At 45.3% G+C, this 17,083-nt stretch carries 13 protein-coding genes; 12 read left to right on the forward strand and 1 reads right to left on the reverse strand.

Translation table 11 applies throughout. From position 1 onward, the window contains the following. Positions 1-254 precede the first annotated feature (254 nt). The 3 genes from CXK86_RS14780 to CXK86_RS14790 all read left to right on the forward strand — a co-directional run bounded on the left by CXK86_RS14780 (position 255) and on the right by CXK86_RS14790 (position 4,375). The gene (locus CXK86_RS14780; RefSeq protein WP_101313964.1) at positions 255-2,222 is read left to right on the forward strand and encodes an AraC family transcriptional regulator; all 1,968 of its coding nucleotides are present in this window, start codon (positions 255-257) and stop codon (positions 2,220-2,222) included. A 117-nt stretch (positions 2,223-2,339) separates the two neighbouring features. After that, the gene (locus CXK86_RS14785) at positions 2,340-3,365 is read left to right on the forward strand and encodes a FecCD family ABC transporter permease (protein WP_101313965.1); all 1,026 of its coding nucleotides are present in this window, start codon (positions 2,340-2,342) and stop codon (positions 3,363-3,365) included. After that, on the forward strand, positions 3,362-4,375 hold the full coding sequence (locus CXK86_RS14790) for a FecCD family ABC transporter permease (protein WP_017688818.1): 1,014 nt from the start codon (positions 3,362-3,364) through the stop codon (positions 4,373-4,375). Before CXK86_RS14785 ends, CXK86_RS14790 begins: the two co-directional genes overlap by 4 nt. A gap of 236 nt (positions 4,376-4,611) precedes the next feature. Here CXK86_RS14790 and CXK86_RS14795 read toward each other — a convergent pair whose 3' ends face one another. After that, positions 4,612-5,724 carry a helix-turn-helix transcriptional regulator gene (locus CXK86_RS14795; protein ID WP_257467859.1) on the reverse strand — a complete coding sequence of 371 codons (1,113 nt, stop codon included), beginning with the start codon at positions 5,722-5,724 and terminating at the stop codon, positions 4,612-4,614. Between the two features lie 129 nt (positions 5,725-5,853). Between CXK86_RS14795 and CXK86_RS14800 the strand changes: the two genes are divergently transcribed. The 9 genes from CXK86_RS14800 to CXK86_RS14840 all read left to right on the forward strand — a co-directional run bounded on the left by CXK86_RS14800 (position 5,854) and on the right by CXK86_RS14840 (position 17,036). After that, on the forward strand, positions 5,854-6,561 hold the full coding sequence (locus tag CXK86_RS14800) for a class I SAM-dependent methyltransferase (protein ID WP_036608640.1): 708 nt from the start codon (positions 5,854-5,856) through the stop codon (positions 6,559-6,561). Then, positions 6,545-7,642: a saccharopine dehydrogenase family protein gene (locus CXK86_RS14805; RefSeq protein WP_101313967.1), complete on the forward strand. Its 1,098-nt coding sequence runs from the start codon at positions 6,545-6,547 to the stop codon at positions 7,640-7,642. The genes CXK86_RS14800 and CXK86_RS14805 overlap by 17 nt, the downstream gene beginning before the upstream one ends. Positions 7,643-7,716: 74 nt before the next feature. Then, positions 7,717-8,010, forward strand: a complete 294-nt coding sequence (locus tag CXK86_RS14810) for a hypothetical protein (protein WP_036608638.1) — start codon at positions 7,717-7,719, stop codon at positions 8,008-8,010. 77 nt (positions 8,011-8,087) lie between these two features. Beyond that, positions 8,088-9,380 carry an amidohydrolase gene (locus tag CXK86_RS14815; RefSeq protein ID WP_101313968.1) on the forward strand — a complete coding sequence of 431 codons (1,293 nt, stop codon included), beginning with the start codon at positions 8,088-8,090 and terminating at the stop codon, positions 9,378-9,380. A 192-nt stretch (positions 9,381-9,572) separates the two neighbouring features. Next, a complete protein-coding gene (locus CXK86_RS14820; protein WP_101313969.1) occupies positions 9,573-10,610 on the forward strand; it encodes a dockerin type I domain-containing protein in 1,038 nt (345 codons plus the stop codon). 91 nt (positions 10,611-10,701) lie between these two features. After that, positions 10,702-12,654 (forward strand): S-layer homology domain-containing protein, encoded by a 1,953-nt coding sequence (locus CXK86_RS14825; RefSeq protein ID WP_101313970.1) that lies wholly within the window; start codon positions 10,702-10,704, stop codon positions 12,652-12,654. A 385-nt stretch (positions 12,655-13,039) separates the two neighbouring features. After that, complete coding sequence (locus CXK86_RS14830) at positions 13,040-15,004, forward strand: ABC transporter ATP-binding protein/permease (RefSeq protein WP_101313971.1); 1,965 nt, start codon at positions 13,040-13,042, stop codon at positions 15,002-15,004. A 29-nt stretch (positions 15,005-15,033) separates the two neighbouring features. Beyond that, positions 15,034-15,702, forward strand: coding sequence for a response regulator transcription factor (locus CXK86_RS14835; protein WP_101313972.1), 669 nt, complete (start codon positions 15,034-15,036; stop codon positions 15,700-15,702). Beyond that, the gene (locus CXK86_RS14840) at positions 15,699-17,036 is read left to right on the forward strand and encodes a sensor histidine kinase (RefSeq protein ID WP_101313973.1); all 1,338 of its coding nucleotides are present in this window, start codon (positions 15,699-15,701) and stop codon (positions 17,034-17,036) included. The genes CXK86_RS14835 and CXK86_RS14840 overlap by 4 nt, the downstream gene beginning before the upstream one ends. Positions 17,037-17,083 lie beyond the last annotated feature (47 nt).

Genomic DNA, 17,083 nt, shown 5'->3' on the forward strand with positions numbered 1-17,083 from the left:
TGACTACGTAATCTTGTTAAATACAATAAACATAATGAAGAAGCCTGATCCATATGGATCAGGCTTCTTTTTTGTACTATCAGGTGTTCCTTTTTAGTTTTTTACGAAAGCGGATGGAAAGCATAACGTCCACTGCCTGTTCCCCAATTTCACTTAATGATATATACTTACCTGATCAAATGTGATATTGATAATCAATATCAATTATTGCGTGATGTATACATTGGAAAAAGTTAAACGAGGAGTGCGGATAGATGCAAGAGGAAGAAGCAAGACAGGGATTTACACCGGAGATGATTGATATGATGGCCAGTATCTGGACACGTTCGATTATTACATTAATAGATGTACGCTTTCAGAATGTAGCGTCACAATACCCGTTGGAGCAATATAAAATGCCTAGTAGCATGTTTATCTATGCATATGGGGGTGAAGCGCAAATCCAACTGAATGAAACCACATTTGCACTGGAACGCTTCGGTTTAGTTCACGGCGGGAAGGGGAGCCTGCTCAGTATTACGCCTAAAGAGGAGATGGTGAAGACCTTTATGGTGTTTTATAGAGCAGAATCACCTCTCTTTTTCAAGAAACATCTGCAACAATTACTGGAGCAAGTCAATCCATTTGTTCAACAGTTTGGTTATACGCCAAGTAATCCCATCTTGCTACGTGATTGGTTCCAACGAATGATGAATGGCTGGAAACGTGGCAAAGCGATGGATCAGCTACAGGCCAAAAGTTTTTTATATCAATTGATTCATGAGGTGTACAGGGATTTGGAGGGTGGTGAGATTCGGTATCTCCAGCCAGACCCAGCCTGTTCTGCCAAGATATATCTCGATAAACATTACAGGGAGCCGATTATGTTTCAACAAATTGCCGATATGTTTGGGATCAGTGGTGGACAATTGACGCGTTTGTTCAAAAAAAGGGAAGGGATGAACTTACAGGAGTATCTCATTCAGAGAAGGATTGAAGCAGCCTGTCATGACTTGAAACATACAGAAGCGACGGTTAAAGAAATCGCAACTGGAGCTGGTTTCGCAGATGAGAAAAACCTGTTCCGCATGTTTAAGAAGCATTACAAGATGACGCCAAGTGATTATCGGAAAATAAACGCACTATCCATGCAGGTTGATGGTATTGATAATGATTCTCATCTCCCTTACGATGAGAGGGAACTAGCGAGTCTAGTCAAGTCTTATAGAGATGGGGAATCAACGATGTTTGGAACATTAAGAAGTAAAGAAATGATTTTGGCGGCGGCGATAAGCATGATGCTCTTATTGACGGCATGTACGTCGGGGACGCCAGCGAATAATGGGGGAACGGCAAATACAACACCTGCGCAGACACAGCAGGCGACACAACAAGAAGGGTCGGAGACAAAAGCTTCAGAAGCAGTCTCGCAGACCAGAACGATATCCACAGTTAAGGGTGATGTTGAGGTACCTAATAACCCTCAGCGAGTTGTAGTCGATTATTTGGTTGGTGATGTGGTAGCCCTAGGTGTAACTCCTTTAGGTGTGGCTAGAGCTGCACGGGGAGAGACAGAGCCTGTTTATGCTAACCAGATTACAGACTCCATAAAAGTAGCCATGGAGCCGGAAGATATCATGACGCTTGAGCCGGATCTTATCATTTTGGCATGGAGTGATGAGTCGTATGATGATTTATCCAAAATTGCCCCCACCATTTATGTTCCCTATGGTGATATGACTACAGAAGAGCGGATACAATTTATTAGCGATGTTTTGAACAAACAGGAAGAGGCTAAGGATGTTTTGAATGCTTATACCGGAAAAATTGAAGAAGCAAAGCTAGCTTTTCAGAATGCGGGCCTATCCGATGTAACCATTACGGTTGGAGAATTCAGTGATAAAAGTAACTACATAGCTGGAGCCAAGCATGCCGTTGGCGAGCTTGTTTACGATGAACTTCAATTGCAGGCACCTTCAAAAGTCCAAACGGATATTATCGATGCAGATAAATATTGGGGCGATGTCTCCATGGAAGTATTACCCGCTTACTCTGGGGATTATATGATCTTCTTAGGAGATGGAAACGTTGCTTCTGATAATGCAGTGTGGAATGCCATACCTGCTGTGCAACATGATCGGATCGTAAAGGTAGATTCTTCGCTATCTTGGTCCACCGACGTAATGACTTCCAGTGCATTGATTGATTATATTGTTAGTCAATTGCTAGCATTAGCTAAATAAGAGTTAGAACGAAATTTTAATTGAGCACTCCAAATTTTCAAACATGACCAGTCGAATTTATGGACGTTAATATCCATATTCGTTTGGATTGTAAATAGGTGATGAAAGGGAAACGAGATGAAAAGCAAGCCTGAACAAAAACGCCGTAGGGCGATGAACTTCACCATGTACATGGTAATAGGGCTTGGATTAACGGTTCTCATGTCGGCGGCATCCATTATGTTTGGTGCTGCTGATATGAGGTTAGCAACGGTATGGGAGGCTATTTTCCGATTTGATCCAATGCTCACTGAACATCAAATTATTCAAACCATGCGTCTCCCGCGTACCGTAGCTGATCTGATCGTTGGGTGCAGCCTTGCGGTATGTGGCGCTATCATGCAGGGGACAACGCGTAATCCGCTGGCCGACTCCGGGCTGATGGGGATTAGCTCTGGCGCAGCATTTGCAATTGCACTATGCCTGGCCTTTCTGCCGGGTTATTCGTATTGGCAGATGATGTTGTTCGCTTGTCTGGGAGCAGCGATCGCCACCGGTATGACTTACTTTACCGCGTCACTGGGCAATCGCGGAATGACGCCTCAGCGGCTTGTACTGGCAGGTCTGTCTATTTCAATGTTGTTTGGCGCACTCAGTCAGTACTTGGCAATCAATTATGATTTGGGGCGAGCATTGACATTCTGGACGGCGGGTAGCACAGCGGGGGTCAAATGGGGAGAATTGCTGATTATCTCACCGCTCTTTGTTGGTGGTATACTGCTGGCACTGGCGCTGTCCCCTTCCGTTACATTGCTCAGTTTGGGAGATGATGTGGCAAGTGGACTCGGCATTCGTAGCGGACTGGTCAAGATTTTGTCGACAATTATTGTACTTGTGCTGACTGGATTGGCTGTTGTTGTCGTTGGCCCTGTTGGTTTTGTGGGTCTGATCACCCCGCATATTGTGCGATATATGGTAGGTGTCGACTATCGATACATTATTCCGGCAGCGGCTTTATATGGTGCGTTGCTGACCGTATCGGCTGATTTGGCTGGACGTTTGATCAATAAACCGTTCGAAACGCCGATTGCCATTATATTTTCTATCATTGGTGTGCCGTATTTTCTCTTCTTGGCTCGAAGACAAAGGAGGGAATATGAATGATCAAGCGGCGTTATACGATGAAACGAGGCATTATCATCAATGTAGTGCTTATGGTGCTCATACTTGTGTTTGCGATCATTAGCATGAATTCTGGCAAAATGAATCTTTCACCGCTAGAAGTGCTGAACGTTCTCATAGGAAACGGTACCGATAAGCAAAATCTGATTGTTTTTGATTTTCGTTTGCCACGAATTGTACTTTCGATCTTGGTAGGTCTGGGAATGGGAGCGGCGGGTGTCGTGATGCAGAGTTTGCTGCGTAATGACATGGCTAGTCCGGGGACACTGGGTATTAGTTCGGGATCGGGTTTGTTTGTCCTGTTCTTTGTTGTATTCATTGCATCCACAGGCAAGAGTTCCTTTATTGCTCTGCCTCTGTTGGCTTTTGTTGGCGGACTATTGGCGGCGGGGTTGATCTTCTTATTATCGTATCGCCGCGGACGAGACATCTCGCCAATCGGTTTGATTTTGACCGGGGTCGCGCTAGGAAGCGGGTACGGGGCGCTGACGACCTTCTTGACACTCAAGCTGGATGATTCGCAGATGAACTTCATGCTGTATTGGCTGGCGGGGAGCCTATGGGGCGATGATTGGGGTTATATCTCCATACTGACACCATGGGTCTTGATCTTACTCGGCTATATTTTTTACAAGGCTCGCATATTGAATGCCCTCCATTTGGGCAATCAGACAGCACAGGGGCTTGGTGTTTCCGTGAAGCGACAGTTCTTGGGGTTGTCAATCGCTGCTGTTGCTTTATCCTCTGGCAGTGTAGCTGTGGGAGGAAGCTTCTTTTTCGTTGGATTGATCGCTCCGCATATGGCCAGAAAACTGGTCGGTCCCGATCACAAATTGCTCATTCCGGCTGCCAGCTTAGCCGGGGGACTAGTCGTGGTGTTGGCTGACACGATTACGCGCACGGTTAGCCTCGTAGGAGATGTGCCGACAGGAATCGTAATTACAGTCATTAGTGTTCCATATTTTCTTTATTTACTAGCAAAAGCCAAATAACACAATCAATGATATAGTCTGAATTTTTTTGTGGAAAACGGCTTGGCAGGACTGCGCGTTGCATTTTAAAGCAGAATGCAAGATAACAAAAGTTCAAACAACGAAGTTACCCTGTGTTACCGCTATGCTTCTTAATTAATAGCATATAGAAAAAGATGCCATTACGAGGATATCGTATTGGCATCTTTTGATTTTTCTCATTATTCGATAGTCAATTTGATTACTGGGAAATTTCATCAGGATTTATATCGCAGGATCATAGACAGCTGGAAACGGGAAACGAAATACCAGATGAGCTCGCGACGTGAGGATACCTTGGTCTTGGCGAAAATGGATTTCAAATGATCCTGAACCGTGTAGACCGAAATATGCATCGAAGCAGCAATTTCCTTGGACGAATAACTGCGGAGCACATATCCGAGAAGTTCCCGCTCTCGACTGGATAATCCATGGCTTTCGGCGAGCAAGGGCAGCAAATCCTGTGGCATCGCCTGCTCCAAACGGATAGCAATCTGATCTGGTCCTGTAAGCTGTTGCATGAGACTGGCATGAAGAATGAGGTAACGCCCATCCGGAAGTTGGATGCAAACTTTGGAGGGTGATTCGGGAGCGATCTGAGTATCCACGACCAGTTCTGCCCGATTCTTGCGCTGCAGGTGGGAACTCACTGCACGTACCGGACGGGGCAGCACATCAGGCCCTACATGTTCCAGCATGCGCAATTGGGACAGCCAATATTGAGCGGAGGCGTTCAGGGATAAGAGCTGGAACGTGTCTGAGGTGATCAAAATTCCGGGTTCCTCGGGACTTTCACTCGTGATCTCATCGATCAGTGTCAAGCTCGTGGACCGCAGCATCGATGCAATAGAAGCGGTCCAGGACTGAATCATCCACCGCTCCTCCTCTGTAAAGACAGCACTTTCTGTCTTACGATATAGGGTCAGATAACCCCAGCAAGCGTCTCCACTAACCAATACAGCACGTAGTTCATCACCGAACCCCGCTGGCTGAAGAATGTTGATATATCGAGGGCTTTGTTCAAGCTGTAAGTTGGACGTATGAAGTGTAGCTGTATGCTCACCGCTGCGAATTAATTCAGCGTATTTATGTATATCTTCTTCCATGTATTCATTGATGAATAACCGATCATGAATGGCCTCAATGCCATCTTCTGTCACGGCTCCTGTGGAGAGAAGAGTCAGAGGATCAACGGTAGTGAAACAGTATGCATCGTAAGGTATAACCGTATGGATCTGCTTGAGAACAGCTTCCCGATAGGTATGTGAGGTCCAGGTTCCTTTTTCAAGAGAAGTGATAAGTCTGTGGTTCCGATCAATACGTGATGTCAACAAAATTACTCCTCTCTCTGTGCGCATATCCCAATGTTCTGGGATTGTAGGCTCGCCGTATCCTTCTATAATGAAATTAGACGAACAACGAGTCAAGTCTAACTTCAATTCAAGAGGAGTGCGGTGTCCATGAATCACAATCTATCACCGATGAGCTGGGAAACAGCAGATGTTCATCGTTACGAACAATCGATAGCCCTGAAAATTCCAGGTTATTCTCATATGCATGATCTAATGGAACGGCTGCTTTCAGCATCTTTCGCGAATAACAACGATATTCATATCCTTGTTGCCGGTGCGGGAGGGGGAAAAGAGATTGCTCTGCTCGGATCACGTCATGCCGGTTGGACATTGACTGGAGTAGATCCATCACAGCCCATGCTACAACTTGCTGAGAAACGAGTCACGGAAGCAGGCATCGGTTCCAGAGTGAAACTGCAACCTGTCACGGTTGAAGAATTGCCGGAGGATATTGTATATGATGGGGCGACAAGCATGCTCATGTTACATTTCCTTCAGGGGATGGAGGCCAAGAGAACGTTTCTGACCAGCCTCGCAGCTAGACTTAAACCGGGTGCACCACTGATCATTGCGGCTGTAAATGCCGATCTTCGTTCACCTGCACATCCAATCATGATGCAAGCTTGGAAGGATCACATGTTGAGTGTGGGCGTCCTTCCTGAAGAGTGGGAGCGCTTTGCTGCTTCCCTGGGCCGTGAATCCGATCCAATATCCTCTGAAGAGATGACTCAGCTACTGACCGAATGCGGTTTCTCACATATTACACGTTACTTCGGGGCGTTCTGGGTGGAGGGGTATTATGCAATTCGAAACTAGCGTGAAGACTATGAAAGATCAGATCTGGGTGGTTGGTGGTTATGGTCAAGTGGGGCAGATGATATGTACTCAACTGGGGAAATTGTTCCCGGGTAAAGTATGGGCTGCGGGTACACGCATGAACCGTGCGGAAGAGTTCAGCAGGTCTACAGGTGGTGCTGTGCTACCACTTCAACTGGATGTAACACGACCTGTAGAACCATCCATGTTAAGGCCTGTGAAGCTGGTTATCATGTGTGTTGACCAGAGCGATACCCGGTTCGTTGAAGCCTGTGCACAAGCCGGAACCGACTATATTGATATTTCTGCAAAATATGATTTTCTCGCTCAGGTTGAACAGCTGCACACCAAAATGCAACGTTCCCAATCAACCGCGATCCTCAGCGTTGGATTATCACCCGGAGTGACTAATTTGCTTGTGCGCGAAGCGACCATGCATATGGATCAGGTGGAGGAAGCAGACATTACCGTCATGCTGGGACTTGGAGAGAAGCACGGAAAAGCTGCCGTGGAGTGGACCGTTGATCAGATGAATGCCACTTACCAAGTGATGAAAAAGGGCAAACCTGCTGAGGTACAAAGTTTCGGAGATGGCAAACGTATTGATTTTGGAGCAAAACTAGGGCAGCGGAAGGCCTATCGGTTTAACTTTTCGGATCAGCATGTGGTTGCTCGGACGTTACGTATTCCAACCGTATCTACCAGACTCTGTCTGGACTCCCGCTGGATCACAGGATCCATGGCAATCTCCAAACGTGCAGGGTTGTTTTCGTTGTTGCGTATCACGTCTATTCGGAATGGAACGGTTAAGGCATTTGGCCTTATTCCTGGGGGAGAGCCGATGTATGCGGTCAAGGTCGATGCCGTAGGATGGGAAAATGGTGAGCAAACCCGCGTCGAACAACTACTGGTCGGTGCAAAGGAAGCAGATGCAACAGCAGCGGTAGCTGCAGCCGTGGCAGAACGTGTGTATAAAACAGAATTGCCACATGGTGTGTTTCATATTGAACAGTGTCTCTCTCTGCAAGACATTCAGAATGCACTTCATACGCCACTAAAGGTGACGACCAAGATCACCTAGTTTCATGTTCTTTTGCTGAGAACCTCCGATCTGCTATGATGGAACAATAATCATGGCATGAATGGAGGGAGATCATGAACTGCGTTGCTGTATTACCTTATTACAAAGTACAGAGAGAAGTGACGGGTCTCGCCCAAGAGATTGAGATGAATGCCCGCTCCATGATTCTGTATTCAGATAAAATCGTGACCAAATACCGCGAGTTCAACATCACGGAAGTGTTTGATATGTCATTTCGTCGTATGGGTGATGAAGGTGGATTTTTCTATTTGCACACAAGCACAGGAGTATATCCATATATGGTCGAGATCGACCCCAAACCTTTTATACAACATTTCAGAAAGATGACCATTCAAAAATTAAAATGACTTGACCTTGCCGTTACGTGAAGGCTTACCCTCGGATATGGAATGACCATAACCAATTCAGAGGAGCCGTGAATGTAATGAGTATACTGATTCAGCAAGCTACGATCCTAACGATGAAAGATGCCGATGCCCCCTTTACGGGGGATATTCGTGTTGAGGGTGATCGCATTACGCATATTGCTGAACACATTCTGCCTCAACCGCAAGATGAGATTATCGATGGACGTAATAAGGTTGCCATGCCAGGACTGATTAATGCCCACCAACATACACCGATGAGTCTGCTCCGGGGATTCTCGGATGATCTGAAGCTGATGGACTGGCTCGAACGCAAAATATTGCCTGCCGAAGCACGGATGAACCCGGAAGACATCTATTGGGGTGCCAAGTTATCCATCGCCGAGATGATCCGTTCGGGTACCACTGCGTTTGCGGATATGTACATTCATATGAATGAGATTGTAGAAGCGGTTGAGCAAACGGGTATGCGGGCATCGCTTACACGTGGGATGGTATTCATGGAGGATGATGGGGGGCGCAGATTGCAGGAGGCGATTGATCTTGTACAACGTTGGTCTGGAGCGGCCGATGGGCGGATTACAACCATGTATGGACCCCACTCACCCTACACTTGTCCCATGGAGCCGCTACGTGAAGTCATTGCTCTGGCTGTCAAGGAGGATATCCCGCTACATATTCATCTGGCTGAGACGAAGGAAGAAGTTGTGAAGATTCGTGAGCGCTATGGCATGACACCGACAGAGTATCTGGAAGAGGCGGGGATGTTCGAACAGGCACATGTGTTGCTTGCGCATGGTGTACACCTCAATCGCAGGGACATCGGCAGATTGAAGGGCATGCGCGGCGGTGTAGCACATAACCCAGTCAGCAATCTGAAGCTGGGGTGTGGAATTGCTCCAATTACCGAGATGTTGGCTCAGGGAATTAACGTGGGAATCGGAACGGATGGAGCGGGAAGTGCCACAACCGTGGATATGTTCGAAGAGATCAAAGCCGCTACCTGGCTGCAAAAGCTGGATTATGGCGATCCCACTCGCTTGCCAGCCAAGGATGTACTAAGCATGGCTACACGTGGAAGTGCTAGTCTACTTGGTCTACAGGATGAAGTGGGGATGCTTGAGGTGGGGTGCAAAGCTGATCTGATCCTGATCGATCTGGCGAAACCACATCTTCAACCGGTACATGAGGTAGAAGCGTTACTGGCTTACAGCGTAAATGGGGCGGACGTGGACACCACGATCGTGAATGGTCAGATCCTCATGAGAGGCAGAAAGCTGCTCACGATTGATGAGGATGAACTTTACCGTGAGGTGAAGGTTAGAGCCAAACGGATTGTTGAGGGAATTTAATTTTAGGTGAATATGATCCGAACTGGAAAATGATTTGTGTTCAAAACGCTATGGAGGCTTACTCCATGGCGTTTTTTGTCGAATCACAACTGGAAATAGTTCCATAGTCCTGTTCAGAATCGGTTCAGAATGACTCGTTATACTGAGCATGTAGTTGTTCAAATTTGAAATGTATACGAGGAGGAACATGAATTGAAGGGGAAACAAAACAAAAAACGGCTTAAGCCGATATTGAAAAAAAGCATGTTGACTGCACTCGGTTTGGGCATTGCGTTGCCTATAGGTGGAGCGCTTCCTCAAGCTAATGCGGGAGAAATTGGTCCAGAGATTAACATTTCACGGCCTGTGCTCAACGACGGCATCCATTGGTTAAATTATTCATCGGAACAAAACGATCCTTCTTTTGTGTCCGGTGTACCCATCGAGGTAACGAACAATAGAGTTAGAATTGATTTGAGTACCCATTTACGATCTGATGAGTTTAGTATGCTCACAGCCAACTCAAGTGATAACAGTATAGCTAGGGTGTATGTAGAAACGATAGAAAATGAAAATACATTGGTTGTTATTCCTTACAAGAGCGGCAAGATCAATATTGAATTGAAAGCTCAATATACTGTATCTGATGTACCGGAAACGGTTACGGATAACTTTGAACTTAACATTAGTAAAAAAGGGGATGTAAATGCAGACGGAAAAGTGAATTCTGCGGATGCAGCAGAACTTTTGACTTATCTTCGTAATATGGTCAGTCGCCGCGGTTATTCTTATGTAGAGATGAACCGAATGGACGTGGATCGTAATGCGGAACCCACTTTGGGGGATATGAATGCGTTGTTAAACGGATATGCCAATAAAACACTTGGCGCGAAAAACAATGATTATGTGTTGACCTTTCAACAAGTGGACGATGCGCCGTATGTGCTGAATGGTCAATTGAAGAATTACATGGAGAACACAATTGCCACAGATTATTATTTAATGGATGTTGATGGTGATGATATTGATTACATTAATACTCCCTCTTATCAGTGGTACCGCGCAACAGACCCTTCAGGAGAAGATATGGTTCTAATAGAAGGGGAGACACGAGAACAGCATACCGTTACATCTGAGGACGAAGGTTATTATCTTGTGCTCGAAGTGACTGCTCATTCCACTTCGGATACGAATACGGAGTCTAGACGAGTATACATTGTTGGAAAAGAAAAAATACAACGCCCTGATTAATTCATATTTTTTAATTTAAATAACGAATAACAATATTCTTTTTATCGTCACCATACATTCTACCAATTGATACAGACATGGAGGCTAATACATGTTTCAACCGAAAAAGAAACGTCCAAGAATCAGAAGAACAATGTCAGGTCTCATCGCACTGACGCTACTCTCGTCTCTCGTATTCCCGAGTATAGCTGGGGCAGAACCGGTAGAACCATCACAAGTACAATTTGCAAATGTTAGTGTACAGGCGGGGCAGACGGTTCATGTCCCTGTTACATTAAAGCAGTCCTATTCTCAGGTTAGCGCTTATAATATGCAGATTGATTATGATACATCTGCCCTGGAAGTTGTCCGTATCACGCCTAAATCTGTCAGCACGATTAGCACATCTCCAGAAGAAACCGGTACAGGAGACTTCCAGTACGTAATTAATAACGAAGAAGGCTGGGTACGGATCATCTGGGTTGATTTCAATGCAGGTGAACGTCTGATTTCAGATGAACAGCAATTATTTGATATTGAGGTCAAAGCCAAAAGTAATGCGACTCCTGGAACAAAACAGCTCACAGTGGTGCAAAGCGATTCAGAACATTGGCATTTTACAAATGTAGAACACAATAGTGGTGCTCAGTTGTCTGGTGGAACAATCACAATTATAGCAGCAAACTCAGGTGGCGATAATTCTGGTTCGACACCTACACCGAATCCTGGTAACTCTTCAGGTGGAGGAGGAGGAAGTGTATCGCCAACTTCACCAGTCGTTACCCCAGTTCCATCGACTCCGGCGGTAACCAAAGGTGTAGACATCTATGTGAACGGTCAGAAACAGGAACAGTCTGCTACGGCTAGCACATCAACGGTAAACAATCAGGTTACCACCACGGTTCATGTGGATAATGACAAAGTCATCAATCAGATTGGAAGTGGACTAAAAACGCTTCTGCTGCCTATTACAGGTACTGGCAAGGGTGCGGTCGTTGGTGAACTGAACGGCAAGTTGGTCAAAACAATGGAAGGAAGTAATGCCGAAGTTGTCATTCAGACTGATAGCGGTACGTACACACTTCCAGCTAACCAGATTCAGGTGGATCAGATTCTGAACCAATTCGGAAGCACGGTTCCATTGGAAGATATCACAATCCAAATCGCTATTGTGCCTAGTGCCACATCTAAACAAACAGCAATTCAGGCTGCAGCGGATAAGCTGGAGAACACAACGGTGATCGCAGCTCCGATTGATTTTGAAGTAAAAGCGATCTGGAATGGACAGCAAGTTAATGTAGATCGTTTCAACTCTTATGTAGAGCGCTCCATTACTTTGCCAGAGGGTGTCGATGGTTCAAAGATCACGACAGGAGTTGTGCTTCAGCCAGATGGCAGCCTTCTGCATGTACCGACCAAGGTTATCAAAGGTAACGTGCAAGATTCTGCTATTATTAACAGCTTGACGAACAGCACTTACGCTCTGATCTATCATCCGGCAACATTCAGCGATGTATCAAGTCACTGGAGTCGTGATGACGTACAGGATCTGGCATCCCGTCTGATCGTACAAGGCACCGGTGAGAACGTGTTTGCGCCAGACCGGAGTATTACACGGGCAGAGTTTACGGCTGTTCTGTTAAGAGGTTTGGGGCTGCATTCCCCGCGCAGTACAGAAGCGGCATCGTTCACAGATGTGAAGACTGGCAGCTGGTATGAGGATGAGGTTCAGACGGCTGTGTCCTACGGCCTAATCTCAGGTTATGCTGACGACAGCTTCCGTCCGAACAGCGAAATTTCTCGTGCTGAAGCGCTGACCATTGTGTCACGTGCGATGAAACTGGTCGGTCTGGCACAGGCCGACGCGTCAGAGACAACAAGTCTGTTGAGCACATACAGCGATAGCGCTAAAGTACAGGCTTGGGCAGCAGAGCCAGTTGCATCGGCGATTAAACAAGAGCTGGTACAAGGTGCTGATGGCAAACTGATGTCAGATGCAGACATTAGTCGTGCGCAGTCAGCCGCGATTGTGAAAAGGCTGCTGGCAAAAGCGGGATTAATCTAAACTTTATAAGTTGAACTAAAGATTATTTACACTGACACTACGACGACAGAATAACCTTCCAATCGCTGTTATCCCCAGATTTTTTGAATCCCTTTTCCAAAGGTGAAAATCCGGGGATAAAGGCGAACGCTTCGCTTTTTCAGGTTTTTTCTGTCTTCTCCGTTATCGTGTAAATGATTAGTTTAACTTATATTATCAAATGCAATAACGAAATAAGACAACCCGAGTCCTTATATCTAAGGATTCGGGTTTTTTGCATATAGTTCTTTTGAACAACCTCTTATAGGTGCAATGGTCCAGTTCATTATCAGTTCATACTGATTTGTTACGATATGAACATCAAATAGATAGATATCGTGCATGATCAGGAGAGGAAGAGATCCATATGAAAATACTGGAAGTTAAAAATGTGAAGAAATCATACACCTTATATGGAAAAGAAAGAGTTCCGGTACTCCACGGTTTGAACTTAAGTTTTGAGACAGGGGAATTTGTCTCCATCCTCGGCGAATCTGGCTGTGGTAAGTCGACACTGATGAATATCATTGGTGGTATGGACTCCGACTATGAAGGGGACGTCGTTGTTCGTGGCAAGAACTTAAGTGCCATGACAGAGAAGGAAATGGATGATTATCGGAAGAATAATATCGGCTTTGTCTTTCAAAATTTCAATCTGATCCCGCATCTGTCTGTCCTCGAAAATGTAACGATTGCGATGCAAATGACGGATACCAATGAGAAGGATCGGAACCAACGTGCTGTTGATATATTGACAGAGGTCGGACTGAAGGATCATCTGAACAAACGTCCCAACCAGTTATCTGGCGGTCAGAAGCAACGGGTTTCCATCGCACGGGCATTATCCAACAATCCGGATATTATTCTTGCAGATGAACCGACGGGTGCTCTGGATAGGGAAAACGGAGATCAAATCCTCGCTCTGCTCGACAGTATAGCCAAAAAGGGAATGCTGGTGATTGCCGTAACTCACTCGCAGAAAGTCGCTGACTCCGGTACACGTATTGTGAAGGTTGAAGAGGGGCGTATTAGTGATGATATTCACCTGAAAGATCCTTCTACGGCTGTTTACGAGAGTGGTCAGGATTCTTCCCGTAGCCTGAGCTTGCTTGCTTCATTCAAGATGGCACTTAAAAATATGAAACTCAACGGCAAGCGTAATGTTCTGGTCGCTTTGGGTGGATCTATAGGTATATTAAGTGTACTCCTGATGCTCTCCTTGGGGAATGGTATAACGACGTATATGAATGACGAAATCAATTCAAGTATGGACCCTTTGCTCGTGGATATAACAAAGCCGAGTGAAGAAGCCAAGGACATGCAAGGCCCCGAGGCCTTGATGGCACCAGGTGAACCGTTCACCGAAGCTGATGTAGAGACGATTCGCAATTTTCCTAATGTGGATCATGTAGAGACAATTACGACCATTACAGGCAAATCGACTATGGTGAATGAAAAACAAAGTGTAGGACTCACACAGTTAACAACGTTAACGGATGCTTTTGATCCAGCATTGATGACAACTGGTGTTCTGCCGGTAGAAAATCAGATGCTGTTACCTCTCGATACAGCGAAACAATTAAGCGGAAATGATCAAGCTGAAACCATGATCGGCAAGTCCGTGTTTTTATATATCAATGAGATGGATGGCAATAATAAACCAGTAACTTTGGAGAAAGAAGTAACCATCTCAGGGATCTACGAAGCGGCAGATCCACGATCTCCAATGCAGCAATCCCCGGGATACATTTCATCAGAGACGTTGGAGCAAATGTATGCGGACGAAGGAATAACGATTGGACCAATTCAGGTTAACGCCTATGCTACCGATATGAAATATGTAAATGATATCAATGAAGCTGCTGTAGACGCTGGTTTCGCAGGCTCCCAAATGGCCAAGGTCATGGAGAATATCACCACATATGTAAGTATGGCTTCCATTGTACTTGCGGGTATTGCAGGTATTTCGTTGATCGTATCCGGTATTATGATACTCGTAGTACTCTACATTAGTGTCGTGGAACGGACAAAGGAGATCGGAATTCTTCGGGCGATTGGAGCAAGAAAGAAAGATATCAAGCGAATATTCTTCTCCGAATCTGCCTTATTAGGCGTATTTAGTGGTATTATTGCGGTAATCTTTGCAGTGATCATTAGTTATGTGTTAAACATTCTTTTGGACAATGCGTTTGGAGCAAAACTCATTAATCTCTCGGGATATTATATCTTGTTTGGTATCGTGGTAAGTACAGCGATTAGTATTGTTGCCGGTTTGATGCCATCATCAAAAGCGGCGAAGCTGGACCCGATGGAATCCTTACGATACGAATAAATATCAATTTTGGAAAGGATAATGGCTACATGAACACAATTCTGGTGGTGGACGATGATTCCCATATCCGTAAATTAATCCGAATTTATCTTGAAAAGAATCAATTCTCCGTGCTGGAAGCACCAGACGGTCAAGAGGCGCTAGATATCCTCTCGCATACAAAAGTTGATCTGGCGATTGTGGATGTGATGATGCCGCGAATAGACGGTATTGAACTGACGGAAGATATCCGGTCTTATCTGGATATTCCCATCCTGATGGTGACTGCCAAGGGAGAATCCAAGGACAAAGTCAGAGGATTTAATGCCGGGTCAGATGATTACCTGGTTAAACCATTTGATCCTGTGGAGTTAATCTTGCGTGTAAAATCGTTACTGAAGCGATATAACAAAAGTTCATCAAACATGATTCAGGTTAGCGGTGTAACGATTGATTTGGGCAACTTGATGGTCGTTGCGGATGGACAATCTATCGAATTGAAAAAGAAGGAATGTGAATTGTTATTTTCTCTGGCGAGTTCGCCAGGGAAAATATTCACACGTACACAGCTTATAGATGACATATGGGGCATCGATTACGAAGGAGATGAGCGTACGGTTGATGTACATATCAAACGGTTAAGGGAGCGACTTGAACCTGTACCAGAGTTAGTGATCTCAACGATAAGAGGACTCGGTTATCGGCTGGAGCGGGCATGAAAATGTTTAGGAAAAGCCTGCGACTTCGCATCGTAGCTACGTTTATCGGGATTGTTCTGGTGAGTTTAATTCTCTCCTTTATGATAAATAACGGGTCCCAGGAAAAGACACCGAATCGTTTTATGGTTACCTTTGCTCAAGATCTCGCTACACTGATTAACCTGATTGATGATCCGGAAAAAGTACAATCAAGCTTAGGTATCTTTGCTCGCTACGGCTTAAATATCACTCCCGTGAATGAACAAAGTGAAGTGTTATCTTCCTTGCCAGAGGACAAAGTTCATTCGTTATTTGAGGCGGGTACAACGGATGCCATTTTTCTGTCCAGTAAAGATGGAGTCGCGACCATAGGTGTTCCTGGAACAAACGAGGGGATCGGCACATTTCTAATTCAAAGCGATTTCTCCTCTCTTTTTCATACACTGCGAAACACGCTCTTAACCTCACTGTTAACGGTTCTGGTGATTGGCAGCTTATTAATCCTGTTCATGTCCGGGTACATTGTGAAACCGATTAAGAGATTAACGATTGCAGCGAAGGAGATGTCCTCAGGTGACCTGTCGGTCCGCTTGAAACATAATAATCAGGATGAGTTTGGCGAACTGATGGAGAGCTTTAATCATATGGCCAGTGAGTTGCAAAAAATCGATTCGGTTCGTGATGACTTTGTCAGCAACGTCTCTCATGAAATGCAGTCTCCGCTCACCTCAATTAGAGGATTCACCAGAGCACTACAAGATGGTGTTATTCCATTAGAAGAGCAGAAAGAGCATTTGGATATTATCTATGAGGAAACGCTGCGCTTATCGAGGCTCAGTGATAATCTGCTTCGGCTAGCCTCGCTGGATTCAGAGCATCATCCGGTTCATTTCACCACGTTCCAGGTAGATGAACAATTAAGAAGGGCGATTTTACTGGCAGAGCCGCAGTGGGCTCAGAAGGACATACAGATCGAATTGGATTTGTTGCCCTGCGAGATCACAGTGGACAAAGATTTGTTTGATCAGGTCTGGCAAAATTTAATAAACAATGCGATCAAATACACCGGTCCACAAGGTATCATTCATGTCGAAATTGAGACGTCATCTTCATTTGTGAAGGTATTGATTAGAGATTCTGGACAAGGAATACCTGAGGAAGCACTCCCGTATATCTTTGATCGATTCTACATGGTGGACAAAGCGCGAAGCAGCTCGCTTCGAGGGAATGGATTGGGTTTGTCCATTGTGATTAAAATATTGAAATTGCATCAATGTACAATTGATGTAGAGAGCGAAGTAGGAAAAGGCACACAGTTTATTGTCACGATCCCCAGATCGACCATTACACCTTAAGGCAAGCCAGAACAGAGAGAGCAATATGGAAACAATCGGTCCCTGTG

The sequence above is a fragment of the Paenibacillus sp. BGI2013 genome, from assembly GCF_002843485.1.
Lineage (GTDB): Bacteria > Bacillota > Bacilli > Paenibacillales > Paenibacillaceae > Paenibacillus > Paenibacillus amylolyticus.